Raw genomic sequence first — 26,039 nt, 5'->3', positions numbered from 1 at the left:
GCCTGTACATTTCTCGAGACCTCTTTCACTATTTTTTGAATATCTCCGGCATAGCCGGACCCCCACCTTTATCCGGTGCTGAAGGTGGTTTCATCCTGGAGAACGAGGGGCCTTCCACAGGGAGAAGGCCCCTGCCGTATAGAGAAAGAAAGCCCTGCGCCGGCAAAAGGCCTTTCCATGGGGGAAAGAAAAAGCTTCTGCCGGATCACTAAAACCACTATTTTTTGCGCTTTTTCGTAGGATGTTTTATACTAGGAGAGTATGATAAAGGGGGGTTCCCTATGGAAAAGCGCAAGATTGGGATGGCTACACGCCTTATAGGATTAAGCATTTTCTTGTTGGTGCTCCTCGTGGGTCTTGTTTCCGCGACGGTATATATCGTCTTTAAGCAGAATCTGGATAAAGAATTAGAGGAGAAATCCCGCCTTACGGTTCGCCTTATTGAAGAAGAACTGAGCCGATGGATAGAAGCAAAAGCTAAGGTAGTCGAGGATTTGGTTACCCTTTTTGCCTATGGTGAGATTCAGGATACACCGGCTCGGGCCGTATTAGCCGCTCTTCAGAAGGCCGATGAGGACCTGTCTTCTATTTATTTTATGGGAATGATTCCATATAAAACTGGAGGCAAAGTATTGGAGTCAAGCGGGTGGAAACCTCCGGCGGATTACGATCAGACGGTCCGTCCCTGGTTTAAAGCAGCCCTCGCAACCTCTTCATGGGTATGTAGCGACCCCTATGTGGACCTTATAACCAATAAATTGGTAGTGTCGATTTCTCAGCGGGTAAAGGATCAGGAGGGGCGAGATAAAGGAGTGGTAGGTCTGGATGTGATCCTCGATGATGTAAAGACCATCGTGGGGGCAAAGAAGATCTCCGCCGGGGGAACCACCTACCTGATTGATCCCCAGGGGCGTTTCATTACCCATGAAAAAACCGAAAACATCCTTAAGGAGAATATTTTTGCCGAAGGATATTTAAAAAAATATCAACAATCTATCCTTTCAGAAAATGATTTTTATACTATTGTTCCTGAAACATCACAGTATGTGGTATCAGTGCACATCAAGAATACGCCCTGGCGGGTGGTAAGCATGGGCCCCCTATCGGATATCTATCAGCCCCTGTATCGGTTCTCCTTCCTCTTGGTTATCATTGGGGTGGGGGGGCTGGCTTTTTCTTCTATCCTGACGTTTCTTATTGGTCGTTCCTTTAGTACGCCGGTGCTCCGGGCTGCAGCATACACTAAAGAGATTGCCTCCGGGAATTTACAACTTACGGTGGCTGAGCGGTACCTTACCCGAAACGATGAGATTGGGGATCTTCTCCGATCGATAAAGGACATGAAGGAACACCTTCTTCGGATTATCGAAGGTATCCGTTCTTCTATTCAGCAAGTATCGGTGGGCAGTAACGAAATTAGTTCCACGGCCCAGGAATTAAGTCAGGGGGCCACAGAACAAGCGGCCAGTGCCGAAGAAATATCCAGCTCTATGGAAGAGATGAATTCCACCGTTCGGCAGAATGCGGATAACGCCCTGCAAACTGAAGCTATCGCTCAGCGAACAGCCCAGGATGCGGAAGCGGGTGGACAGGCGGTTTCTCGGACCGTGGAAGCGATGAAGCAAATTGCCGAGAAGATTTCTATTATCGAGGAAATTGCCCGGCAGACGAACCTTCTTGCCTTAAATGCCGCCATCGAAGCCGCCCGGGCTGGCGAATCCGGCAAAGGTTTTGCCGTAGTGGCTGGGGAAGTGCGAAAACTGGCAGAACGGAGCCAGCAGGCGGCGGCCGAAATTAGCGAGCTTACCCGTAAGAGTGTGCTTACCGCCGATGAAGCGGGGTCCCTTATTTCCCGGATTGTTCCGGACATACGGAAGACCGCCGAACTGGTGCAGGAAATAAGTGCTTCCAGCAAAGAACAAAACACCGGGATAGAGCAGATTAACGCGGCGATTCTTCAACTAGACCAGGTGATTCAGCATAACGCCAGCGCTTCAGAAGAACTGGCTTCCATGGCAGAGGAGCTATCTTCTCAGGCCCGCCAGCTGGAAGAGGAAATTTCCTTCTTCAAAATTGATGAAGAAGAGGATGTCGCAAAGAAACCTTCATGAGTGTAGGCAGAGGTCGTAAGCAAAACGGGATATGACCGGCAAAATAGCAGGAGTAAGGGTATCTACGGTATCCAGGGCGCTGTTGATGTAGTGCCAGGTTTCTGGATAAGCGGTGCGTTGATTTTTGTCAGTCCTGGGGCCTACAGGACCTGGGTCAGACCGTCGAGAATGTTGCAAAAGGGTATTCGCCTCTTTCCGGGGAAGGACGGTGATAGTCTGGGCGGCAATGCCTGTGGCCGCAAAACCCAGGTCATCGGAAAAAGGGGTGGGGACTAAGAGGATATGGGTATATCCTATGTTTTTGGCCGCTTCGAGGGCCCGCTGGCGAAGTTCTACCGTGGCCCGGTGCAGAGATTTTTTTCTGAGCTGGGGGTGTTGGGCAAGGAGTTTATCGAGGGTGGTAGAAAAAATGAGGGTATCTCCCCGCCCGCACACATCAAAAATGAAGTACCGGGCCCTCTGGAGGCCGATAGATTTTAGTCCCAGGGAAAGAGTATAGGCCCCCTGACTGTGATACCCACTTCCCTGTATTCGTTCTTCCTTATCGGTAAAGATGATGTACCAGTCGGGGACCCCCTCTTTTTTCAATTGTCGAGCCGTTTCTATGAGGGCAAAGACCGCTGCCCCATTGTCGTTTGCCCCGGGACTCCCTTCCACGCAATCGTAATGGGCGATAAGCACCGTGGGATTTTTGTGCACCAGCGGTTCTGTCGTACCCGGTCCAAGAATAAGATGGGTCGCTGAGGCGATGGTACAGCTACGACTCTCGAGACCTAGATGTTCTAAAAGATTCTGTAGTACCCGAAACCTATCCTGACCAGGGGTGGTAAACACCTTAAAAGTTTCTTCCCAGTGATCCCACATGGTTCTATCATAGTGCTTGACGAAGGGAGAAGAAAGGGGTATGGATGGAAATCATGGTTGTTGCTCCTATAGACAATGCATTTGTTAAAACCCATCTGGAGGCTATCCCTTCCGATGAGGTGTGTCGCTTTACCCTCTTATCGGGCAGTATTCGGGGGGCCCTTGTTTCGGGGACCCATCTTGTGGCCCAGGCTCAGGCAAATCATGGCCTCGGAATTCTCGAGACGGTAGCCCTTGGACAGGCCCTGCTTTCTACGGTACTTCTTTCTACTACCCTCAAAGAAGGCATGAGGGCCTCCCTTAAAATGGATTGTACGGGGGTCCTCCGGGGTTTTGCTACCGAAACCAGCTGGGATGGAAAGGTCCGCGGTTATTTGTATAATCCTTCCATCCGTCTCGATAAACCCTTGGAAAGTTTTGATCTTAAGCCCTTCATAGGCCAGGGAACTCTCCAGGTCATTCGAAAGGATCCCACGGGAACCCTGTATACGGGGCATGTTCCCCTGGTACATGGCCGTATTGCGGAAGACCTGACGGTCTATTTTCTTCGTTCCGAACAAACAAAAACGGCCTGTATGGTAAGTGTCTCCTTTGATACCGAAGGACGACTCTGGGGTGCAGGGGGCCTTTTTATGCAGGCCATGCCCGGAGCTCTAGACCTTGACATGGAAGACACGGAGGATCGCCTTCGGGAACTCCCCAGCCTGGGGAACTGGTTTGGTGAAGGTCGGAGCAGCAACGAACTCCTCATGACCTGGTTTTCCGCCTTTGAGCCGGTTTTGTTTCCCCCTGGTCAGGTGCAGTTTTTCTGTGATTGTTCGGCCCAGCGGTTTTTACAATTTATTCGCACTATGCCACCGGAGGAACGCCATACTATGGTTAAAGAGGGACCCCTGCCGGTGGAAGTGGTGTGCCATTACTGCAATAGTCGCTATTATTTTAACGAAGCGGATATCCTTTGAGTATGCTACCGGGAGCCCTTTACCTCTTTAACGAGAAAACGGAAAAATCCACTTCCACAGGATTTTTACATAATCCATGAATGAAGGCCGCTCTTTGCCGTATTTTTTTGCAAAGTCCCGGGCGGCTTCGGCGAGCGAGTAATGGATACCATATTTCTTTTTTAAGAAGTCCCAATGTTTTACAATCCATACGTATAGGTCGCTGGGGGTACGCCCCGGGAAGCGACTCACCAGGTTTTCTTCTTCGATAATGTCGATGATGGGCTTGTACACGTTATTGTACCAGGATACAAGGGCATCAGAAAAAGGAAGTTCTCCCGTCATATGTTCATTTAAGTAGTACTTGTGAACGAGGATGTGGTTATAAATTTCGTCATAACGACCGGGGGTGGTAAAATCTAGGGTGGTGCAGCCGGTGAGTTCTTTAAAATGGGTTTTTTCATAAAAGAGTTTTTTCTCATATTCTATGACGGCCCTCCGGAGGTCCTCGGTAGTCATGTCAGGGGAAAGGGGAATTTCGGTGGAAAGACTGATGACTTCCGCATCAATGGACTGAATCCCCTGGGCCCGGGCCACCGATACCCGATGATTTCCATCCCGGACAAAGTATACCCCCCCTATTTCGTAGAGTTGAATGGGGGGAAGAATGATGTTTTTAAGATGAGCCTCATCGACCCGGGCCCATCGTTGCCGCAGGTAGTCGGAACGGGGAAGAAAATACTTGTTAAAATCCCGATAACGGCCTTCACTTCCAATAATGCGATCGACCGGAACGACCTGCATACCCTTGTAGGTTTCGTTTTTGGGACGTAAAATTTCCTTTACTTCCGTAAAGGAAAGGAGCGCATCCCGTTCGGGATGCAAAAAGTGCTGAATGCGAGAGAAAAAAGCCTTGCTCCTGGCCCGATTAAAATCTTCCTGGGCTTGAATCTGGGTAAGATCACTCATGGCTATGCTCCGAAGGAGTAGAAATGTCGATTATATAGTGGCTATAAGCATTGACCACCAGGGTCTCATAATACCGGGTACACCGGATATCTGAAAGATCATACAGATGAATATGGCCATGAATCAAATAGCGGGGCTTAAAAAAGCGCATAAACCAGAGGAACGCCTTAAAACCCCGATGACAGGGATCGGTCCTATCATGAATACCGAGGGGTGGCGCGTGGGTTACCAGGATATCAAGATAACGTCCGTATTTCAGTTTATTGTATAAGAGGTGGGGTATCCGTTTTATGATTTCCCAGTTCATCTGGCGGTTTGTAAATTGGTTTGGTCCATTGTTATAACGTAAGCTTCCCCCGAGACCCATAAAAATGAGCCCCTCTTCTCGGTGAATCCGGGAGCCGATGTGAATGGCACCAACCTGGGGTGCGGCTGTCTGATCTGCAATTCGTCGTTGGACCAGTTTGAAGTAGTCTTCATATTCCGGCCGGTAATAGGAAAGACCTTCCAGATTGTGGTTCCCGTATACAAAGAGCAGGGGCTTGTTAAGGGAACTGACGATGAAATCAAGGTATTCCAGGGGAAGATCCCCCGCACTCACCACGAGATCGATGTCTCCGAATCGTTGACGAATCGAATTGCTGTAAATAAGGGGATCAATCTGGTCGGAAATACAGAGGATTTTCATGATTTTTTTAGGTTGCTGTAGATATCGACCCGGTCCAGGAGATTCTGGAGCTGATCCTTATTGTAGAGTTCCAGGGGACGAGACTCGGAGAATTCCATGGCGGATCGAGAAAACCCGGAACTGGTAAAAATAGCACCCCGGGTGATATTCAGTTTTCTCATTTGTTCGAGAACGGCCCGGACCGTGGCCTCATCGATGAGTTCTGGCATCCGGTAAAAGCGCAAAAGCCGGGGAAGTTTCTTAACATTCCGCCACTTTGCCTGATCACCCTCAATGGCAATGATATCGCAGCCGTTAGGAATTTCGTTATAGTCCTTAACGAGGAGTGAAAGCCCCTGGGTTACCAGGGCCTTGCAAATTTCTATAAATTCATTTTGTCCCGAAGTTAGATAATCCTTCATTTTATCATCGGTCCGGAATTCCTGATATTGGGAGAGTTTTTCTGCCACATCGCGGAAATTGGGTTTTTTGGCGTAAATCTTTTCCCATTGTTCAATGGCCCGATCAAGTTCTCGATTTTTTTCAAAACACATGGCAAGAAAGTATCGGGCATACAAAACTTCGGGACTCGATTCGTCGGTGGCGGACTTTACTGCCCGCTCTAATTCGGGGATTGCCTTATCAATGGCGTTCATACTCATGTAACAGCCCCCCCGTTCTACGAGGGCCTTTATCTTAAGCTCCGGATCCCGGATGGCCTTTTCAAAGGAGAGGAGGGCCGCCACGTAGTCATGGGATTCCTTCTGGATTTTACCCAGCAAATAGTAGGCCTGATTTAGATCGTTCTGAAGTCTAAGGGCCGTTTCCAGTTCTTCCTTTGCTTCGATAGGGCGTTTGTCCCGATACAGGAGCACCCCTAATTCGTAGTGGGCCTTCCCATGCCGGGGATCCAGTTCCACCGCCTTCTTAAGGTAACTGATAGCCATGTCGGTCCTGTTCCGTTCGCTGAAGAGCTTGCCTGCCCAATAGTAATGTTCTGCGGTGTAAGGCTCAAGTTTGATAAGGAGCAGATACTCTTTTAAGGCTTCTTCTATCTGATTAAAACGAACGAAGAGACTGGCAATCTGTTTTCGGAATTCCGCTTCCGGGACCAGGGGTGAAAAAAGGGCAATCTGGTTGACCATTTTGAATTCCATCAGGGCCAGCTCTGCCTTATTATCTGCCAGGTAGGCGTTACCCAGAAGATAGTGGGCCTCTGCATTGCGGGGTTCTCGCTGGATAATAGCCTTTGCGGTCTTAATGGCTTGCTGAAGTTTCCCCTGTTTTATGAGTTTTGCAATGGACTCAACCTTAATTGGGAGTATAATGGACTTGATAAGAAAGTAGAGGAGAAACCCAATGATGACGGAGAGGGGAATTGCAATGATTATGGCCAGTATCATGACGTACCATGCCCCTTTATGCTATTATAAACGTACTAAAAATGGTACTCATTTTACGGGAACCTGTCAAACCCATGATAAAAAAGGGGGATAGCACATGGAAGGCGTAAATGTCCGGGAATTTCCCCATAGAAAGGGAGCCCTTTTTTGGTTCTTTCCTGCCCTTCAGGGGATTGCTCGTTGCTGTCCCAAACATGCAAAATTGATGGGAAGCAGGTGTATGGTCAAAAAGAACTGGAGACTTCGCAGGTTTCTTTTTGTGGTGCTTTTTTCTTTAACCAGCACAGAAGTCTTTTGCCAGGAACTGTTTAAAAAAGGAGAGGATCTCTTTTTGCGAAACAAACCCCTTGAGGCGATTCCCCTTTTGGAACAGGTGTATACCCAGGATCCGGCCAATGTTACGGCGGCCTTGTACCTGGGAATTGCCTATCAACAGGTGCAACGCTGGGACGATGCGATCAGTCTATATCGAAAAGTGCTTGCCCGGGGAACCGATAAGAGTGCCCTTGTGGCGTTTCATTTGGGAAATGCGTATTTTAGTAAGGGAAGCGCCCTTTTTGCAGAGCAATACTATTCCCAGGCCCTTCAGATTGATGGGAGTTTTAGCTCTGCCTATCTTAATCGGGCAAATGCCTATGTCAAGCTTGGCTCTTTGGATAAGGCCCTCAAGGATTATGAGCAATATCTTACCCTTGAACCGGCTTCTCCCAAGCGGCCCCAGGTGGAACAGATGATAGCCCTCTTGAAACAGGAATTTGCCGCGGCGGCCGCAAAAAAGGCAGCCGAAGAAGCGGCGCTCCGAGCGGAAGAAGAACGGCGTAAGAAGCTGCTGGAAGAGGTTTCTGCCTCTCTGCAGAGTGCGGCCGAGGAAACCCGGCAATTACAGGCCGGTTCGGAAGGGGTCCAGGGGTATGAGGGAGAATTTGAACTTGAATAAAAAGGTTTTTCCTTTGATTGATTTCAAAGAAGGAAAGAGATAGAAATAAAAGCAGAAGAAAGAGGTAGAAGTATGAATACCGACAAGAAACAGAAAAAAAAGGTAATTGCCATAGCACTTATCGGGGTGGCCCTTGTGATAGGGCTCGTGGGAAGTGGCATACTTATCTATCGGGGGATGCTGTCGGCTAAGGCCGCAAAACGGGCCAATACGTTGGCCCTTGCCCGAGACTATATTGAACGGGCCGAGTATCAGCGGGCCTTGAATCTTCTCGATGCTCTTCTTATTGAAAATGCGGAGGATGAGGAAGTTCGGGAACTTCGGGATAGGGCGATTGAGGCGCTGAAGCAACAGGAGCTTTCCCAGGGAAGCGCCCCAAAAGACTCGGAGGCGGTTTCCAGTGCCCTAAAAGAGGTGTCGAAGGCGGTAGAATCGGTTGCCAAGGCGGCTTCTCAAACGGCACACGGGACGGGCAGCACAGCATCCCCGCAGACGAGCGAAACCACAGATGCGGCCCGGCGCAAGGCTCTGGAAGAGGAACGGGCTAAAGCGGAAGCTGCCGCTGCTGCCCGGGCGGCCGCAGAGGCTGAACGCCGGGCCGCAGAAGAGGCAGAAGCAGCCCGACGCAAGGCCCAGGAAGAAGAGCTGGCCCGTAAGAGTCGGGAACTCCAGGAACGGATGCGTCTTATCAACGATTTAATTGCCCAGGGAAAAAACTCTATCCAGAAAAAAGATTTTTCTTCTGCCCGGGATCTTTTTTCTCAGGCCCTTGAAAGAATGCCCGAAGGGGAAGCTCGTTTTCAGGCCCAGAAACTGGCAGAAATAGCCGACGCCTATCTTGGGGGCTACATGGCGGATAAAGAAAGTGAGACCGGGCAAAACGCTTTAAAAGAGGCGATCCGTTATGCCCGGGAATCCATTAAGGTGGATCCCAGCCAGGCCTTACCTCATTATACCCTTGGAAAAATCAATAGTGACCTCCGTCAATGGGATAATGCTATTACGGAGCTTAAGGAAGCGAATCGGCTAGATCCCAAAAATTATCTCTATTCCTTCGAATTGGGTCGGGCCTATTTTAATGCCCGAAAATATGCAGAGGCCCGCCAGGCCTTTGAAACCACCACGGCCCTGAAAGCGGACTTTGAACCGGCCTGGTATAATCTGGGAGGAACTCTGCGGGCCCTCGGACGTTTAGACGAGGCCCTTTCTGCCTATCGTCGGGCGGTTTCTCTCAAGCCCGATTATGCAGTGGCCTATCGAGAGATAGGGCGTATCCTTTCAACAAAGGGCGATACAAAAGGGGCAATTCAAGCCTTTACTACCGCCCTTACCTACATGCCTGATGACGTGGCAAGCCTCAGAGAACTGGGCGCTACCTATAGTGGGGCCGGTAACTATGGAGAGGCAGAACAGGCCTTTGGAAAGGCCCTGGTCTTGCAACCCCAAGATGCCCAGACTAACTATAACATGGCGGTGGTAAAACTTGCCCTTAAAAAGAATGATGAGGCCCTTACCTATGCAGCACGGGCGGTCCAATCCTCTGAATCTAACGCGGTGTATCAATATACGTATGGGCTTGCTCTTGAGGCAAACAACAAGATAGATGAAGCAATTATGGCCTATACACGGGCTGCAAACCAGGATAAAAAGTATACCAAGCCTCGAATTAATCTGGGAGCCCTCTATTTGGCAAATGGATTCCCTGATAAGGCCTTGGATTATCTTTTGGAAGCCTACGCTATTGATCCAAAAAGTTTTGAGGTAAATAACAATCTGGGGGCTGCCTATGCAAAGAAAGAACTGTGGGATAAAAGTATCGAACATTACGAAAGGGCCCTCGTGATGGAACCAAAGAATAATGTGGTTCGGTTAAACCTTGCCCGGGCCTATGTGGGAGCGGGCCGTTTTGAAAAGGCCCGGGATGCCTATCTAGAATTGGTAAAACTGGATTCCAACAATTGGGATGCCCTCTTTGAATTGGGTAAAACCTATGCGAGTTTGGGGGATGCAGCCAATGCCCGTCAACGACTTTCGGATCTTCTTAAGAGAAACCCCTCCTATAGTCGTCGTGGTGAGGCAGAAAAAATTCTTGCAGGATTGTAGAAAAGGATTGTTGGTATGCATAAGTTGTCGATCCAAAATATTTTTTTCTTTGTTCTATTCGTCGTATTTTTCCTTTTAGTGGGACGTATTTTTCTTCCTTTTACTACCATCATTCTGTGGTCAACCCTACTGTATATTTTGTTTAATCCTCTTTATTCCCGGCTTGAAACTCGGTTGAACCCTAAGAAACCCCTGTATGAAGTACGGAAAAGCCTGCTTGCGGCATTTTTTTCGATAGCTACTATGATTCTTATTATTCTTCCTCTCCTATGGATTCTCTTCCAATTGTATCATCAATTGGTTTCTTTAAGTCGACTGTTGATCCATTTTTTTACTCAAAACCCAAATTTCTTGGATGCCCAATTAGAACAACTGAAAAAAATTGTTTTTGATCTTTCGGGAGGACAGATCTCTTTTGATGAGAGTGCTATAAAAGGGGAATTCTTTAGGATTCTTCGAGAAAGTAGTCAGCGTTTGTTTAGCATAGGAACGGGGGTTATTAAAAATATTGGCTCCTTTGTGGTAGGCCTGTTTTTCATGCTTTTTACTCTTTTTTTCCTTTATTTAGACGGGACCTATCTATACAATCTTATTGTCCGGGCTATTCCTATTAAGCGAGAATATATAGGGGAACTGGCAGCCAAATTCAGAGAGATTGTCCGGAACCTTTTTCTGGGGTATATCCTGGTGGCGTTTATTCAGGCCCTTATTGCTTTTGTTCTTTTTTCGTTGTTTCAACTCAAAGGGTCCCTTGTGTTCTCGATACTTCTTTTTTTCTGTACCTTTATTCCTATTATGGGAGCGGGCCTTGTGTGGGGCCCCCTCGGATTGTATATAATTTTCTCCGGCCAAATCCTTCGCGGTGTGCTTTTCTTAATTCTTTCAGCATTTTTTATATCTACCCTTGATAACTTTATCCGTCCTCTGTTTCTTAAGGACCGGATAAATCTTCATCCCCTGATTATCTTCTTTTCTATCCTGGGAGGGGTTTCTGCCTTTAAGTTTAATGGGCTTATTTTGGGGCCGGTGATTGTTATTCTGTTCCTTACGGTGCTTGATCTTTTTTTAAATGAACAAGAAATAGATAATGGGGAAGAGAAAAATATAGAATCCAATACTATGGTGCATCCTGATTCGGAAGTAAAAAAGGGCCCCTAAATGGGGTAAACGATTTTTTGCTTGCACGAGAAGCGGTGAATCGGTATCATAAACGCTACGATATATTTTTCCTCGCTGCTTCTGCAGCCCCGGGGAAAGGGAGGCCCCTTTAGGATGAATGCGATTGTAACGGTTGTGGGGACTGACCGGGTAGGAATCATTGCCCGGGTCAGTACCTTTTTTGCAGAACGGAATATCAATATTGAAGACATTAGCCAGACCATTCTTTCCGGCAACTTTGTCATGATGATGATGGTAGACCTTTCTCAAAGTACTAAACCTCTGGCTACTTTAAAAGAGGAACTTACGGACTTGGGCAAGGAATTGCAGGTCTCCATTAATATGATGCACGAACAGGTGTTTCAGGCCATGCATAGAATTTAACGGGACAGGGGGCAAAAACCTTGTCCCTCTTAAATGCGATTAAAGAACGCGAAAAAGAGAACATGAGAAGGTAGTGGTATGGTATTTACTCCCCTTGAGATTAAAGAAACGGTGGATATGTTCCTCCGTTATAAGCTCGATATTCGGGCAATTACATTGGGAATTTCCCTCTTTGATTGTGTGGCCGCCTCGGGAGAGGCTACCCGCAAGCGAATACGGGATAAAATACTCCGCGTCGCAGGGAATCTTGTAAAGGTGGGAAAGGATATCGAAGTAGAGTTTGGAATTCCTATCATCAATAAGCGAATTTCGGTAACTCCCATCGCCCTTATTGCTGGAGCGAGCGAAGAGAAGGATTATACTCCCTATGCGCTTACCCTCGATGAGGTAACGAAAGAACTGGGCATTGATTTTGTGGGGGGCTTTTCCGCCCTGGTTCAAAAAGGAATTAGCCGGGGGGACCAGATTTTACTTGATTCTATTCCCTCGGCGTTGGCCCAAACAGAGCGGGTTTGTTCTTCCGTAAATGTGGCGACCACCCGCAGCGGTATCAATATGGATGCGGTTCGCCAGATGGGTCACATTATTCAGAAAACCGCCCAATTAACGGCCCAGCATGATGGCATTGGCTGTGCCAAGCTGGTGGTGTTCTGTAATTCTCCGGAGGATAATCCCTTTATGGCAGGGGCTTTCCACGGACCAGGAGAAGGGGAGGCAAGCCTGAATGTGGGGGTTTCTGGCCCTGGGGTGGTAAAGGCCGCCCTGGAACAGTATCGCGGAGCCAGTTTTGATGAAATTGCGGAGGTAATTAAGAAAACCGCCTTTAAAATAACCCGGATGGGACAACTGGTGGGGATGGAGGCGGCCCGACGGCTCGGGGTTCCCTTTGGTATCCTGGACCTATCCCTTGCTCCGACGCCGGCTGTGGGTGACTCGGTGGCCCGCATTCTAGAAGAGATGGGCCTTGAATCGGCGGGAACCCATGGAACCACCGCAGCCCTTGCTCTTCTTACGGATATGGTGAAGAAGGGTGGGGTAATGGCCAGTACCCATGTGGGAGGACTCTCGGGGGCCTTCATTCCTGTTTCGGAAGATGAAGGGATGGTGGCGGCGGTTCAGCGGGGAAGCCTCTTCTTGGATAAATTAGAGGCCATGACCTGCGTGTGTTCCGTAGGGCTGGATATGATTGCTATTCCGGGAGATACGAGTGCGGCCACTATTTCGGCGATTATTGCGGATGAGATGGCCATTGGTATGGTAAACAATAAAACCACGGCGGTGCGGATTATTCCTGTACCAGGTAAAAAGGCAGGAGACTGGGCAGAATTTGGGGGACTTCTCGGTGGAGCTCCGGTGATGCCGGTTCATCCTTTTTCGAGCGATGCCTTTATCGCCCGGGGGGGACGGATTCCCGCGCCGATCCACAGTTTTCGAAATTAAGGGGTGCCCTGGGACTGGAACTTTCACTGGCCGCCTCTAAGGAAACATCCACAGTTTTCAAAATTGAGAGGGGCCTGGAACAATATCGACCATTAGTGGGAAAAAAGGGGGCGCAGGTCCTTTGGTCAATATCGACCTTTACCGGGGAAAAAAAAGGCGCTGGTTCTTTGGCAGTATCGGCCTTTACCGAACAAAAGGGGGACGTCGGAGAGTATCGGTTTTACGGGGCGCAAAAAGGGACCCACCAGAAATATTGTCTTTTACCAGGCGAAAAACTGATACTCCCGACGGGATAAATCTCGGGTTTTTCTAAGGGAGCAAGGGAACCGTCCCCCACTCCCCCTACGAACGCAGTGTAGCATTCACATCTTTTCTAGAGTAGCCCGGATAGCATCGATGAATTCCCAGGAATCTAAGACTTTGCTTGGAGCAGGGGAAGCGAGTTTTGCCAGGTCTCCGGTCATGAGGCCCCCTTCAATGGTGGAAAGGGTCGCCTTCTCTAGTCGCTCCGCAAAGGAAGCGAGCTCCGGGAGTCCATCTAAATCGGCCCGCTTCTTGAGGGCCCCTGTCCAGGCAAAGATAAGGGCCACGGGATTGGTGCTGGTTTTTTCTCCCCGCTGATATCGATAGTAGTGCTGTTGCACCGTTCCATGGGCGGCCTCGTATTCAAAGGCTCCCCGGGGAGAAACCAGAACGCTGGTCATCATGGCAAGGCTTCCGGCCGCGCTGGCAACCATATCGCTCATGACATCCCCATCATAGTTTTTGCAGGCCCACAAAAAGCCCCCTTCGCTTTTAACTACCCGGGCTACCGCATCGTCGATAAGGGTATAAAAGTAGGAAATCCCTGCGGCATCACAGCGAGCCTTAAATTCAGTTTCGTACACCTGTTGGAAAATCTCTTTGAAACGACCATCGTAGGTTTTCGAAATAGTATCTTTGGTCGCAAACCAGAGGTCGAGTTTTTCTTCCAGGGCATAGAGGAAGCATGCCCGGGCAAAGCTAGTAATAGAATCGTCCAGGTTGTGCATCCCCTGGACAACCCCAGGACCGTCCATATTGGCTACAAGGATGCGCTGTTCTTTGCCATCCTTTGTCGTGTATACCAGTTCCACCTTGCCGGCGGAGGGTATAGCCATCTCGGCGGCCTTGTACACATCCCCGTAGGCATGACGGCCAATAACAATGGGCTTTTTCCAGGTGACCACCGTGGGATGGATATTTGCTACCACGATAGGTTTGCGAAAAACCGTACCATCCAGAATGGCCCGGATGGTGGCATTAGGACTGGGATGCAGGTGCTGGAGGTTATATTCTTTCTGGCGAGCACTATTGGCCGTAATGGTGGCACATTTTACGCCCACCCCATACGCAAGAATTGCCTCGGCAGCTTCGACCGTGACCTTATCGTTAGTGGCATCTCGATGTAAAAGGCCTAAATCAAAATATACCGTTTTTAAATCGATGTAAGGGGTAAGGAGTTTTTCCTTAATTACCTGCCAGAGCACTCTGGTCATTTCGTCGCCATCAATTTCCACCAAAGGGGTGGCCATAGAAATTTTTTGAGCCATGGAAGTACCTCGTAAGGATATGCAAAAAATATGTATATATATGCAATTATTTTTACCCCTTGTCAATCCGGTGTATCATGGTACAATATAGATAGGTCGAAAAGAAAACGTTGTTTTTCGAAAGAAACAGAGGGGAGTTCCCCATGGACTTCTGTTTCGGAAAACCATAGACTATGAATAAAAATAGGGTGGAGGTAGTTCATGCCGGCAGTTCCTACCCCGGCTTCAACAACAAATAGTGAACGTCCCCGGTGTATTGATTTGCGTTCCCGTATTGTGCTTACGCCCGAGGGAGCTGCCTTTTTTCAGAAACGGGTTGGGGCGGGTCTGCATGTTTTTGAAACCCCCGATGGGGATAAACGCTATGGTTTTAAATTGAAAGCCCTGGATATCCCCTGGCTTAAGCGGTTGTTGCTTGCGGGTTTTGTGGATAAGGCGGAATTCCCTGTTCGGGATTTGACGTCCGTAAAAAATGAAATTGGTGATTTAGCCCGGCTCGTGGTTTTTTCGCTTCAACATGGGTTTTTTAATGCCGCCGTGATTCAACGGGCGGTAAACAGCTCGGTCATCCATAAGTGGAACCGTTCCCATCCTCATCAAGCTCTAGACGCCCAGAACGCGGTATCGCCGGTGGAATTAAAAAATGCCCTTAAATCCCGGACAGAAGCGGTGGCCCAGATAAAAAAAGAAATTCAGGAGCCGGTTTTAAAAAACCTTTCCCTGGATAGTCGCCGGACCCCTGATGAAAAACGGCGCCTTGCCCTCTTTGTGCAGGATCTTTTAGAAACGGTGGATCCCCTCATCTATTTTGTGTTGCTCTGTAGCGCTCCGGAGGAGCGACAGACCATCGAGCGGGATGTAAAACGACTATTGGATGTATGCCTCGAACGAGTGGATTTGGCGGATTATCTTTCCCTTATGGTTTTAGAATTGATGGGGGCCGCCGAGCGTTCTACCCTTATTAGCCTCCTTGGCCCTGAGGTAAAACCCTCGGAAATTCGAGCTACCCTGGAGCGGCCTGAGAAACGCCAGGAGCTTCTGGCCCGCTTGCCGAATGGACTTGCTTCGATTATGGTGTGGTCTCTTTCCAAGCGCTGGGCGGTGGATCGGTGGCGGTTTCGGTTGCGTCTTAGTTTGTACGATGGTTCCAATTCTTTTGAGGATACCAAACGGATGTTTGAAGAACGGGGTCGGCTCAGCCTTGGCGAGAAAAGCCTTCAGGAAGTATATGAGCATGGTACCGGCCCCTACGGGGACGATGGATTAGGCTGGTATTACCTTTCGTTTATTGGAGAGGCCTGCGAGCATATGGGAGTTCAATTCGAAGCTTCTGTCAAGCAACAGCAGGGGAAAGGGACCAGCGCGGTTAATCTTATCCTGGTATTTTAACGTGCTGTTGTAGCGAGAATCGTAGTATGTATACTATCCCTGATAGCGTGTCCGGTCTTCCGCGGGAACAGGGTTTTTGGATGCCCGCCGAATGGTTTCCCCGGGAGGCTACTCTCATGTCCTGGCCGGTGCGAGAAGAAGCCTGGCTGGCAGGCCTTGAAGAAGCCCGGGAAGGCTATGTGGAAGTAGCCAGGGCCATTGCAGAATTCGAGCCCCTTATCATGGTAGCCCGGCCGTTGGAGGAATCCAATAGGTATAGGGCAAGTGAGGATGCCCGGCGTCGCCTTCCCGCTTCGGTGGAGATCTGGGAATTCCCCCACGATGATTCCTGGATGCGGGATAATGGTCCCACTATTCTGGTTGATGTTCAGGGGCGGCGCGCAGGGGTTAACTGGAAGTTTAACGCCTGGGGAGAAAAATATCACCCCTATGAGGCTGATGACCAGCTTGCCCCTCACATCCTTGCGCGGTTGGGGTTACCCCGTTTTGATGCCCCCCTTGTTCTGGAAGGCGGCTCTATCCACGTGGATGGGGAAGGAACCCTTCTTACCACGGAAGAGTGTCTCCTGGCCCCTAATCGAAATCCCCGGTTGAGTCGGGCAGACATAGAACAGTATCTTCGGGACTATCTTGGGGTAGACACAATCATTTGGCTCGGAAAGGGACTCTGGGGAGATGAAACGGATGGCCATGTGGATAATCTGGCCTGTTTTGTTCGCCCCGGCCTTGTGGTCCTTCAGGGCGCCACGGGTCAGGACAGCCCCAATTGGGAAAGGACCCAGGAGAATCTTCGGATACTCTCTGAGGCCCGTGATGCCCGGGGACGCCGCCTCGAGGTAGTGCTTATTCCTGAGCCCCCCCAGCGTTTTTACAACGGAGAGCCCCTTACCCTGAGCTATATCAATTTTTATCCTGTTACGGGCGGCTTAGTAGTGCCTGTTTTTGGCAAGTCTGGCGACGGGGAACTTAAGAAGACAGATGACCGGGCTTTAGGCATCCTTCGGGATCTGTATCCTGACCGTATCCTCGTTCCCATCGACGGAATGAAAATCATTAAGGGCGGGGGTAATGTCCATTGTATCACCCAGCAGATTCCCGCCGCAAGGCGGACGGAGAACTCGGAGGCATAGTCCTTTTTCGACTTGGGAAGGAAGGTACTCAGGAATATCCCTTGGGGGTCCCCCCAGTAAAAAGTAAGGAAGCTTCTTTCTAAAATGTCAGGGGAAGCCTCTCTTTCTCTCCTCGTGATATGCCACTTTCTCGAGAGGATATCCCCTTTGCCTTCATTCTATGCTGGTATGTGTTTTCTGAATATTTTTCTTAATGAAAAGGGGAAAACGGGGGGTGCCCCCTTAGGCTTCCCCAAATTCGCCGGTGAAATTCATAGTATTTCTAATGATTTCCACCGTTTTCTGGGCCGCCTTTTTTGCATCCGCCATAGGAACCGCCGCTTCTTTGTTATAGGTCTTTTCAAAGAAGATGGCCAGGGTATCGTAAAGATCCGGGAGGTTATAAAAGACAAGAGCAAAATTTATTCCCGTCGGACGGAGGATGGTGAAGGAAGAAAAAGTTACGATGGGTTTTTTTGCAATCATAATGCGGGTTTGGTTTTTTGCTACCATCTGCTCTAGTTCACTAAATCGAAGCGGAATTTGCTCTTGACTTGATCGAACGTAGGGTTCGATAGCCTTGCTGGGATAATCTGGTGGTTCAATAAGAATGTGGAGTTTTTTCCCATTGGTCTGAAAAGTAAGTCCCTCTTCGGTAAGGTAGATTGATTTTACTCCCGAATAGGAAACCACTTCGTATTTTGAATAAGTGGACGTATTACTGAAAAACGAAGAAACAATATATCCCTGATCCTTGGGTAATTTATCCTGGGCGTAGGCCTCGAAGAGATCCATTGCTTTGCTTGCCATTGAAACCTCCCTCTATCATCATTATAGAATAAATTCCAGTTTATACAACTAGTTTTGCGATGAAAATTAAAACTATCGTTCAAAAAAATCTTTAGCATACCTGTACTATGATGGAAGTGGATTTTTATGACGATTTTCTCGCTTCTGGGCCTCCTGTTCATACCGCAGGGCCATTTCGTGGATTCCCTGTTTTCGGTAAATGTGGGCCATCCGCTGGTAGGGCAGGGGGTCTTCATCTTTGAGGTGGGCTGCTGCCCGGTAGGCATCCAGGGCTTTTTCGATATGATGGAGTTCATATGCCAGGTCACCTAACTTTATAAACAGTTCAAAGGAATTCTTGTAGTAATGTTGGGCCTTTTCGAGTACCAGGTATGCATAGGGCCGGGCCCCTGATCGTTCCAGACAGAACACAAACTCAAAAAGTAAGTTGGTATCCTGTAAATTTTTTTGAAGTAATTTTTTTAAGAGCACCGCCGCTTCCCGGTATTTACCGGTTTTTCGGTACGTGTAGGCAAGAAGCCGTTTCAAACTATCGTTATTTGTTTCTCGCACTAGTAAATTTTGTAATTCCCTTTGGGCTATTTCGTATTTTTTGGATTTAATGAGGTAAAGGGCGTATTCTCGCCGTATTTTCCAGTTATCGGGCCAGAGAGAAAGGTACTCCTCGTAACATTGTTCAAGTTCTTCGGAACTGCCACCGAGCCCCTCTTCAAGGGCCGCTTCTCGAGCGGCCAGTTCACCCAGATAGGCCCGCTCATAGTGGGGTAGTATCTGCCGGGTTTTGTGATACCATCCCATGGCAAGTTCGGGGAGCCCTACTTTAAGATACCGCTCTGCCAGAGAAAACATCAGTTCTGGAGAAGGTCCCCCATCCCGGATGGCCTGTTGAAGTTCGGAGATCACCCTTTTATCATCCTCTTCCCACTGGGCATGGAGCAGTGCCTGGAACCGCTGAATGATAAGGGGGTCTCCCCCCAGTCGTTTGAGGACTTCTAGATTTTTTTGAAGGTCCTGCCAGTTTTCTTCCTGCCACGAAAGGATAAGGCTGGCGTACCGTAATTCTATCTGGCGGGGGGCCAGTTCTATGGCCCGCTCAAGGTGATTCCGGGCGGTTTCGAAATTCCCCAGGTTTCGCAGGGCCTCTGCATACATCGCATGCACCATAGGATCCGGTCCATAACGACGCAGGAATGAACCACAGGCCTGAACCACCCGTTGCCAGGCGCCTTCTGCAATGAAGGAGCGAATCATACAACGGTCGATAAGTTCAGTGGTCCAGGAAAGATGGGGAATATCCTCATCGATCGTGCGAAGTCGTTCGATTTCCCGGCGGGCCTCATCGCTTTTGCCCAGGGCCATAAGCAAAGAGGCTCGATACCAGCGGATTGAGGTATCCTGGGGCGCAAGGCGAGAGGCCTCTTCGTAGTGGTAGAGCGCTTCTTGGAGCCGTCCTTCTTCCCGGTACACCCTGCCGAGTTCCAGGTGAGGAAGGGGAGTGTTAAGGCCGTTTTCTATGACAAAGCGAAGCATCTGGCTTCCCAGGTCAGGCTCTCCATTGCGGCACAGCTTAATTCCCCGCACCAGCAAGGCATTCAGGTATGCCCGATAAATCCGGGGACTATTGCCGGCCCCCCGTTCTACCGCTTGTTGAAGAAGTTCTACCGCCTCGCCGGAACGACGGGCCTTAAGGCAAGCGATACCAAGGAGGGCAAGGATTTGATAATCCTCTGGATTTCGTTCTTTTGCTTTTTTAAGGAACCATACCGCTTCCTGGGCCATCCCCATAGAGAGATACGTACGGCCTGCAAAAAAATACCCTGCCGCATCCTCCGGTTGCATCTGGATTACTTCTCGGAATGCCGCCAGGGCTCGACCGTATTCTTTAATAGCATGGTAGGCCCGCCCCAAGAGGAGCAGGACCTCGGGATGCCCCTCATCACTCTGGTACAAAAGTTCTTCCAGAATGGTGATGGCTGCGGGGTAGTCCCGCTCCTTTCCTTTTTGAAGTGCCCGTTGAACCTGTTGTCGATACTGTTCTGTTTTTATCACAACCCCCCTCGTTTCCCCCGGTGTTCTTTCTGCGGTGCCGAATGGGTTAGCGGGCCCGCGAAAGGGTCACGGCGGCGGTAACCACAATATCATCCACCGAACATCCCCGGGAAAGATCGCTGATGGGTTTTGCAAAGCCCTGGAGGAAGGGCCCAAAGGCCTCTGCCCCTGCGAGCCGTTGAACCAGTTTGTACCCAATGTTCCCTGCCCCCAGATCCGGGAATACCAGGGTGTTTACCTTTCCCCGAATGGGACTGCCGGGGGCTTTTTTATCCGTCACGGAGGGTATCAGGGCCGCATCGGCCTGCATTTCCCCATCGATAAGCAGGGCGGGGTCCCGGCTCTTTACCAATTCGAGGGCGCTGCGCACTTTTACCACGTCCGGGTGGTCACCCCCCGATCCCTTGGTGGAAAATGAAAGCATCGCCACGACCGGTTCTACCCCGAGGAATTCCCGACAGGATTGGGCCGAAGAAAGGGCAATTTCCGCGAGCTGTTCCGCCGTGGGGTCCGGTACGACCGCACAATCGGCAAAAATCATAGCCCCCTCTACTCCCCATTGGGGATCCTTCATCTGCATCACAAAACAGGAAGAGGCGGTTTTGGAACCCGGAACGGTTCCGATGATGGCAAGCCCTGCCCGAAGTACGTCGGCGGTGGTGCTCTCTGCACCGGCGACCATGGCATCGGCCTGTCCCAGGTGAACCATCATGGCCCCCCATCGGAGGGGAGCCTTCATGTCGATCCGGGCCTGTTCCAGGGTCATCCCCTTGTGTTTTCGCAGTTCGTAATAGGTCTGGGCAAACAGTTCAAGATCCTTTGCCGTGGCGGGATCCACCAGGCTAATCCCCTGGAGATTAACCCCTTCCTTTTGGGCCACCGCTTCGATTGCCCCCGGATTGCCTAACAGGGTTACCGAGGAGGCGAGTTTTTCATCCAGGATGATCCGGGCTGCCCGCACCGTGCGGGGTTCGGTTCCTTCGGGAAGGACCAGTTTTTTTTGCATTTTCTGGGCCTTTTCTCGCATGGTTTTTACAAAATCCATAATCAGACTCCTGATTCAAAAATAGATTGATGGGTAAGACAACACACAAAGTGTTTTGTTAAAAACTTCTTTCAGCATACTCCGATAGGGTCTTTCCTGCAAGAGCCAGGAGCGGTTGATGGGAGAAAACAGCTCTTTCGGGGACGCCATGCCCTGAAAAGTAACCCCACGGAAATAGAGGGGGAACTGTGCTGCTTTTGGAGGAACCTTTTCTGGCTGCTGGTTTCCAGGTATATTGACCCATGGCTAAAAAAAGAGAATGCTTATAGGGTCTAGCGTTAGAGGAAAGCTCATAGGGCTGGACGAGTCTCAAGAGTGATGGACGAGGAGAGGTGTGGCATGCGGCAGGTGACGGTCGGGGCAGTGCAGATGGCCTGTACCTGGGAACGGCAAAAAAACATAGAGCGGGCCGATAGCCTGGTTCGGAAGGCGGCATCGGCGGGGGCTCAGATTATTCTTTTACAGGAACTGTTTGAAACCCCCTATTTCTGTCAAAAAGAAAAAGAAGAATTTTTTGAACTTGCCACAGCGGTCGAAGAAAATCCAGCAATACGCCATTTTTCTGCCGTGGCCAGGGAACTCAAGGTGGTGCTTCCCATTAGTTTTTTTGAGCGCTCGGGACAGGTGTACTATAACTCGGTAGCGGTCATCGATGCGGATGGGACCGTGCTCGGGGTATACCGGAAGAGTCATATCCCTGATGGACCCGGTTATGAAGAGAAATTCTATTTTACCCCCGGCGATAGGGGCCCCCTGGTGTGGAAAACTGCCTATGCCACTATTGGAGTAGGAATTTGCTGGGACCAGTGGTTCCCAGAACTGGCCCGGGCCATGGTGCTTAAGGGAGCGGAAATGCTTTTTTACCCCACGGCTATTGGTTCGGAGCCCCAGAGTCCCGACCTTGATTCCCTTGCCCACTGGCGAACGGTACAACAGGGACATGGGGCGGCGAACGTGGTACCCCTCGTGGCGGCAAATCGGATAGGTACGGAAACTATTGAAGATTCAAGTATCACCTTTTATGGTTCTTCGTTTATTACGGACGAACGGGGACAGCTGGTAGAAACGGCGGACCGGACTTCAGAAATGGTGATAACCCATACCTTTGATCTCGATGGGATAGCCCGTTTCCGGGCCCGCTGGGGAATTTTTCGGGATCGACGCCCCGACATCTATGGATGCTTACGTACCCATGATGGAAGGGTGGTACATCCTGTCTTTGGGCAGGCCTCCGAAGCAAAAATGGGGAGTACCGTACCAGAGAAGCCGGGGGACCTTTCGGAGAGAAAATCGCCGGTCCACGCAGCCCAGCCTGGGGAAAGAACGTTATGAACTGGTCTACCCACGAAGCTAACCGGCTGTATGGCATTTCGAAATGGGGGGCCGGCTATTTTTCTATTGATCCAGAGGGGTTCCTTACGGTTTCACCCTTAAAGGATGATGTTTCGATCCGCATTGTGGATATACTCGCCGCAGCCCGGGAACGGGGACTCAGACTTCCCCTGCACATTCGGTTCCAGGATATCCTGGAAGATCGGGTTCGTCGGATCAATGAATGTTTTACCACCGCTATTGCAGAAGCCTCCTATCAAGGTCGCTATGCGGGGGTGTATCCCGTCAAGGTAAACCAGATGCGGGAAGTGGTGGAAACCCTGATGACCGCCGGTTCCCGCTATAATCTGGGGATTGAAGCAGGAAGTAAACCCGAACTGCTTTTGGCCCTGTCGCTCCATACCAATGGAGAGCGGCTACTCATCTGTAATGGGTATAAGGACGAGGAATTTATTCGTCTTGCCCTGATGGGGACAAAAATCGGTAAAAAAGTGATAGTGGTGGCAGAAAAGCTGGAAGAAATCCGTTCCCTCGTGGCCCTTTCTAAAGAAATGGGGGTCCGTCCCCTCATAGGAATTCGGATTAAACTCGCCACCCGTAGTTCCGGAAAGTGGGCTACCTCCTCAGGGGAAAGCGCTAAATTTGGGCTTTCTACGGTGGATTTACTTGAAGCCCTCGCCCTTCTTGAACAGGGGGGCCTTAAAGACTCGCTGCGCCTCTTGCATTTTCATGTGGGCAGTCAAATCCCCGATATACAGGTGATTACCCGGAGTGTCCGGGAGGGAGCCCGCTTTTATGCCAAGATTGTTCGGATGGGCTTCCCCCTGGAATATATTGATGTGGGTGGCGGTCTCGGCGTGGATTATGATGGGAGCCGCAGTGCGGTGGCTTCCTCGGCAAATTACAGTTTGCGGGAATATGCCAACAGTGTGGTCTATGGTATCCTTGATGTCTGTAATGAGGAACGGGTACCCCACCCGACAATTGTTTCTGAAAGTGGTCGAGCCCTGGTAGCCCACCATTCCATGATAGCCATCGAAGTTTTTGGCCGGATAAAAAAATTGAATACCCTCAAACAGATTTCTCTTTCTCCCCAGGCGCCCAAGGTGGTCCGGGATATGCTGGAAATTCGGGAAACCCTTGATGCGGGACATTACGAGGAGGCCTTCCACGATTTAGTGTTTTACCGGCAACAGGCCATGAGTCTCTTTGATTTGGGCTACCTGGATCTCCACAGTCGGGCGATTGTGGAATCCCTGTCCTGGGAAATTCTGGCTGAGATCGGGCGGTATTATGAAGGGAAATCCCGCATGAGCGATGAGATGAAGGACCTCATCGCGGGCCTTAAGGATCAATACCTGGGGAATTTCTCGGTCTTCCGTTCTTTGCCTGATTGGTGGGCCCTGGGACAGTTATTCCCTATCACGCCCCTTACCCGGCTTGGTGAGGAACCTACCGTGAAGGGCACCATTGCGGATATTACCTGTGATTCGGATGGAAAGGTGGATTGTTTTATCGGCGATGGGGAAGGGGAAAACCAGCGGGAATACCTGTGGCTCCATGAACTGGACCAGCGGCCCTATTATCTGGGCATTTTTCTAACCGGCGCCTATCAGGATACCCTGGGGGACATGCATAACCTCTTTGGTCGCATGGACGAAGCCCATGTGGTTCTGGATAAGGACGAAGAAGGGGGCTGGTACATCGAGGAAACCCTTAAGGGCGATACGGTTCAGGATGTGCTCGAAGAAAACGGCTATGCCCCCGCAGAACTGGTCCGTTCCATGAAACTCCAGGTGGAACAGGCGATCCGCTCCGATGTGGTTCGTCCTAACGAGGGGATGCGAATCCTGGCGGAATTCGAAAAGGCCCTTTCCCAGTATACCTACCTGCGGGTTTCGGACCGAGAAAAAGCTACCGAGGAATAGCTTCGCTACATTCCTTCAAAGAGAAGCCAGGATGAGAATACCTGGAGAGAAGAAAACCATCCCCCCCCTTCGAGAATCGCCAGAGTGAAGAAAAGCACCGTCCATACCAGACGAAGCAGGTTCCGGGGATGGAAGAAGGGGGGGCTTTGTTTTATGGATTTAATGGTGCGCCAGAGGAAAAACAACGCCAGGGCAAAATACAAAAGTGTAAAGAGCCATCGGAAGACTCCCCCCTGGGTTTTGGAAAGCCCCTGCAGTGTATAGGCAAGGCGTACCATCTGGGCCGAGAGGCTCCGCAGATCCCCCAGGAACATGAAAAGACCAATGCCGATGAGCAGGGCCCCTGAAATTTTCTGGATCGTAGCCATATGTTTTTTAAGGAAGCCTATGAAGGAAGAAAGTTGCCCCAGAAAAAGGCTTAACAGGATAAAGGGACTTGCAAGTCCAAGGGAGTAGCTCAGTAAAAGAAACGCCGCTTGTACCACTTCTTTACGGCTTGCCATAAGAAGGATAGAGGCCAGGATAGGTCCAATGCAGGGACTCCAGCCTGCCCCAAAGGCGGCTCCAAAAAGAAAGGCCCCTCCCATACCCTGGGGGCGATTAGTAGGATGGATGCGCCATTCCCTCTTTAGAAAGGAAATAAAACCAAACCAGGTATCGATCCCTAAAAAGATAATAACGATGCCGCCGATGCGGTTTAAAAGGACCTGGTGGGATCCCCAAAAGGCGCTGGTTCCTGAAAACACTATCCCTAACAGTAAAAACACCACCGTAAAGCCAGCGGAAAAAGCCAGGGATCGGGCAAAAAGATGTCTTCGGATGCCGGTAAGGTTGTTAGGTTCCTCTCGGTCCTCGCTGCCTTTTTCAGATGAACGAATGCCCGTATGGGTCGTCGCTTTTTGCAGGTCCCGGACCGTGTTTCCCGTTAGCATCGCTAGATATGAAGGAAAGAGGGGAAACACACAGGGCGAAAGGAACGATAAGAGACCCGCTATGAAAGCCAGAAATACATCTACCGTCTGGGCCATGGCGTTACTCTTTGCTTGTTACCAGTTCTGTGAGCACCCGTACCGTGCGGGGATCCATCCAATCTCGACCACCGATGGTTCCTCCCAGGGCTCTGCCCTGAGGATCCAGGATATAGGTGGTGGGAATACCCCGGCCAGCAAAAATAGCCCCCGCTCTTCCCGAGGGATCCAGGGCAATCGGGAAACTATGGGGGTTAGTTACAAGAAATTGGGATACCGTTTTAGGATCTTCCCCTACCGAGATGGCAACAATTACAAGTCCCTTGTTTTTGAGCTGGGTATACAGGGTTTCCATGGAGGGCATTTCCTGTCTACAGGGAGGACACCAGGTAGCCCAGAAATTAAGGAGCACAAAGGAGCCCTTGAATTGTTCTAGGCTGAAGGGTTTTCCCTGAAGATCCTGGGCGGTAAAGGGAGGTAAATCCTGGGGAACCGGAAACACGGTAAAACTGATGGAAGAAAGGGCTTCTACGGCTTCTTTCCTGGTTCGCAGAGAAACCTCCTGGGAGGACGAAGCTGCGGAATTTGCCGGAAGGCTTGCTGGTTCTGTCCGGGCAACTTCCGATGGGCGTCGGGAATTCGTCGGGTTTCCCTCAGCCAGGGAAGAAGTGGTGTTTCTGGTGCAGCCAGATAGAACAAGCCCCAAAAACAAAATAAAAAGCCCCTCTTGGTGTATTTTCTGTCGCATAGGTCCCCCCAGTAGTATGGTTGTATATTATAAATTATATATATAAACAGTATGATTTATCAAGGGGTACAAAAAGAGTAACTCCAGGAACTATGATAGGCTGGTCCGTTCCC

Annotated in this window: 21 protein-coding genes; 11 read left to right on the top strand and 10 right to left on the bottom strand. The window is 50.0% G+C overall.

From position 1 onward, the window contains the following. Nucleotides 1–281: 281 nt before the first annotated feature. On the top strand, nt 282–2,111 hold the full coding sequence (locus C5O22_RS02000; RefSeq protein WP_132779526.1) for a methyl-accepting chemotaxis protein: 1,830 nt from the start codon (nt 282–284) through the stop codon (nt 2,109–2,111). On the opposite strand, the gene C5O22_RS01995 is transcribed toward C5O22_RS02000, so the two are convergent. Next, complete coding sequence (locus tag C5O22_RS01995; protein ID WP_132779525.1) at nt 2,106–2,975, bottom strand: M28 family peptidase; 870 nt, start codon at nt 2,973–2,975, stop codon at nt 2,106–2,108. The two genes, C5O22_RS02000 and C5O22_RS01995, sit on opposite strands and share 6 nt — an antisense overlap. Before the next feature lie 44 nt (nt 2,976–3,019). Between C5O22_RS01995 and C5O22_RS01990 the strand changes: the two genes are divergently transcribed. Further along, nucleotides 3,020–3,937: an Hsp33 family molecular chaperone HslO gene (locus C5O22_RS01990; RefSeq protein WP_132779524.1), complete on the top strand. Its 918-nt coding sequence runs from the start codon at nt 3,020–3,022 to the stop codon at nt 3,935–3,937. Nucleotides 3,938–3,964: 27 nt separating this feature from the next. Here C5O22_RS01990 and C5O22_RS01985 read toward each other — a convergent pair whose 3' ends face one another. The 3 genes from C5O22_RS01985 to C5O22_RS01975 are packed head-to-tail and all read right to left on the bottom strand — an operon-like array spanning nt 3,965 to nt 6,955. Continuing rightward, entirely contained in the window at nt 3,965–4,885 is a 921-nt protein-coding gene (locus C5O22_RS01985; protein WP_132779523.1) for a transcriptional regulator, read from the bottom strand. Beyond that, nucleotides 4,878–5,573 (bottom strand): metallophosphoesterase, encoded by a 696-nt coding sequence (locus C5O22_RS01980; protein WP_132779522.1) that lies wholly within the window; start codon nt 5,571–5,573, stop codon nt 4,878–4,880. Before C5O22_RS01980 ends, C5O22_RS01985 begins: the two co-directional genes overlap by 8 nt. Continuing rightward, nucleotides 5,570–6,955, bottom strand: a complete 1,386-nt coding sequence (locus C5O22_RS01975; protein ID WP_132779521.1) for a tetratricopeptide repeat protein — start codon at nt 6,953–6,955, stop codon at nt 5,570–5,572. Before C5O22_RS01975 ends, C5O22_RS01980 begins: the two co-directional genes overlap by 4 nt. A 97-nt stretch (nt 6,956–7,052) precedes the next feature. Between C5O22_RS01975 and C5O22_RS01970 the strand changes: the two genes are divergently transcribed. From C5O22_RS01970 to C5O22_RS01950, 5 genes are all read left to right on the top strand, one after another. After that, a complete protein-coding gene (locus tag C5O22_RS01970) occupies nt 7,053–7,892 on the top strand; it encodes a tetratricopeptide repeat protein (protein ID WP_243692846.1) in 840 nt (279 codons plus the stop codon). A gap of 72 nt (nt 7,893–7,964) precedes the next feature. Then, on the top strand, nt 7,965–9,995 hold the full coding sequence (locus tag C5O22_RS01965) for a tetratricopeptide repeat protein (RefSeq protein ID WP_132779520.1): 2,031 nt from the start codon (nt 7,965–7,967) through the stop codon (nt 9,993–9,995). A 15-nt stretch (nt 9,996–10,010) separates the two neighbouring features. Further along, complete coding sequence (locus C5O22_RS01960; RefSeq protein WP_132779519.1) at nt 10,011–11,153, top strand: AI-2E family transporter; 1,143 nt, start codon at nt 10,011–10,013, stop codon at nt 11,151–11,153. Nucleotides 11,154–11,267: 114 nt separating this feature from the next. Beyond that, nucleotides 11,268–11,537 (top strand): ACT domain-containing protein, encoded by a 270-nt coding sequence (locus C5O22_RS01955; RefSeq protein ID WP_132779518.1) that lies wholly within the window; start codon nt 11,268–11,270, stop codon nt 11,535–11,537. Between the two features lie 78 nt (nt 11,538–11,615). Next, nucleotides 11,616–12,977, top strand: a complete 1,362-nt coding sequence (locus C5O22_RS01950; RefSeq protein WP_132779517.1) for a PFL family protein — start codon at nt 11,616–11,618, stop codon at nt 12,975–12,977. A 362-nt stretch (nt 12,978–13,339) separates the two neighbouring features. Here C5O22_RS01950 and C5O22_RS01945 read toward each other — a convergent pair whose 3' ends face one another. Continuing rightward, nucleotides 13,340–14,548, bottom strand: coding sequence for an NADP-dependent isocitrate dehydrogenase (locus tag C5O22_RS01945; RefSeq protein ID WP_132779516.1), 1,209 nt, complete (start codon nt 14,546–14,548; stop codon nt 13,340–13,342). A gap of 201 nt (nt 14,549–14,749) precedes the next feature. On the opposite strand from C5O22_RS01945, the gene C5O22_RS01940 reads away from it, so the two are divergent. Together C5O22_RS01940 and C5O22_RS01935 are read left to right on the top strand one after the other, a co-directional pair. Continuing rightward, nucleotides 14,750–15,937 carry a DUF8084 family protein gene (locus tag C5O22_RS01940; protein ID WP_132779515.1) on the top strand — a complete coding sequence of 396 codons (1,188 nt, stop codon included), beginning with the start codon at nt 14,750–14,752 and terminating at the stop codon, nt 15,935–15,937. Between the two features lie 26 nt (nt 15,938–15,963). Beyond that, nucleotides 15,964–17,067 (top strand): agmatine deiminase family protein, encoded by a 1,104-nt coding sequence (locus C5O22_RS01935; RefSeq protein ID WP_132779514.1) that lies wholly within the window; start codon nt 15,964–15,966, stop codon nt 17,065–17,067. A gap of 222 nt (nt 17,068–17,289) precedes the next feature. Here C5O22_RS01935 and C5O22_RS01930 read toward each other — a convergent pair whose 3' ends face one another. The 3 genes from C5O22_RS01930 to pta form a co-directional block, all read right to left on the bottom strand. Further along, entirely contained in the window at nt 17,290–17,856 is a 567-nt protein-coding gene (locus C5O22_RS01930) for a hypothetical protein (protein ID WP_132779513.1), read from the bottom strand. A gap of 105 nt (nt 17,857–17,961) precedes the next feature. Next, nucleotides 17,962–19,905 (bottom strand): tetratricopeptide repeat protein, encoded by a 1,944-nt coding sequence (locus tag C5O22_RS01925; RefSeq protein WP_132779512.1) that lies wholly within the window; start codon nt 19,903–19,905, stop codon nt 17,962–17,964. A 46-nt stretch (nt 19,906–19,951) separates the two neighbouring features. Further along, nucleotides 19,952–20,950 carry a phosphate acetyltransferase gene (gene pta, locus C5O22_RS01920; RefSeq protein ID WP_132779511.1) on the bottom strand — a complete coding sequence of 333 codons (999 nt, stop codon included), beginning with the start codon at nt 20,948–20,950 and terminating at the stop codon, nt 19,952–19,954. A gap of 339 nt (nt 20,951–21,289) precedes the next feature. Between pta and aguB the strand changes: the two genes are divergently transcribed. Continuing rightward, entirely contained in the window at nt 21,290–22,282 is a 993-nt protein-coding gene (gene aguB / locus C5O22_RS01915; RefSeq protein ID WP_132779510.1) for an N-carbamoylputrescine amidase, read from the top strand. Beyond that, nucleotides 22,279–24,210 (top strand): biosynthetic arginine decarboxylase, encoded by a 1,932-nt coding sequence (gene speA, locus C5O22_RS01910; protein WP_132779509.1) that lies wholly within the window; start codon nt 22,279–22,281, stop codon nt 24,208–24,210. Before aguB ends, speA begins: the two co-directional genes overlap by 4 nt. 5 nt (nt 24,211–24,215) lie before the next feature. Here speA and C5O22_RS01905 read toward each other — a convergent pair whose 3' ends face one another. Together C5O22_RS01905 and C5O22_RS01900 are read right to left on the bottom strand one after the other, a co-directional pair. Beyond that, nucleotides 24,216–25,238: a cytochrome c biogenesis CcdA family protein gene (locus tag C5O22_RS01905; protein WP_132779508.1), complete on the bottom strand. Its 1,023-nt coding sequence runs from the start codon at nt 25,236–25,238 to the stop codon at nt 24,216–24,218. Nucleotides 25,239–25,242: 4 nt separating this feature from the next. Beyond that, on the bottom strand, nt 25,243–25,926 hold the full coding sequence (locus tag C5O22_RS01900; RefSeq protein WP_132779507.1) for a TlpA disulfide reductase family protein: 684 nt from the start codon (nt 25,924–25,926) through the stop codon (nt 25,243–25,245). Nucleotides 25,927–26,039 lie beyond the last annotated feature (113 nt).

The sequence above is a fragment of the Treponema sp. J25 genome, from assembly GCF_004343725.1.
GTDB lineage: Bacteria > Spirochaetota > Spirochaetia > Treponematales > Breznakiellaceae > J25.
This window is presented reverse-complemented; position numbering and strand designations above follow the sequence as displayed.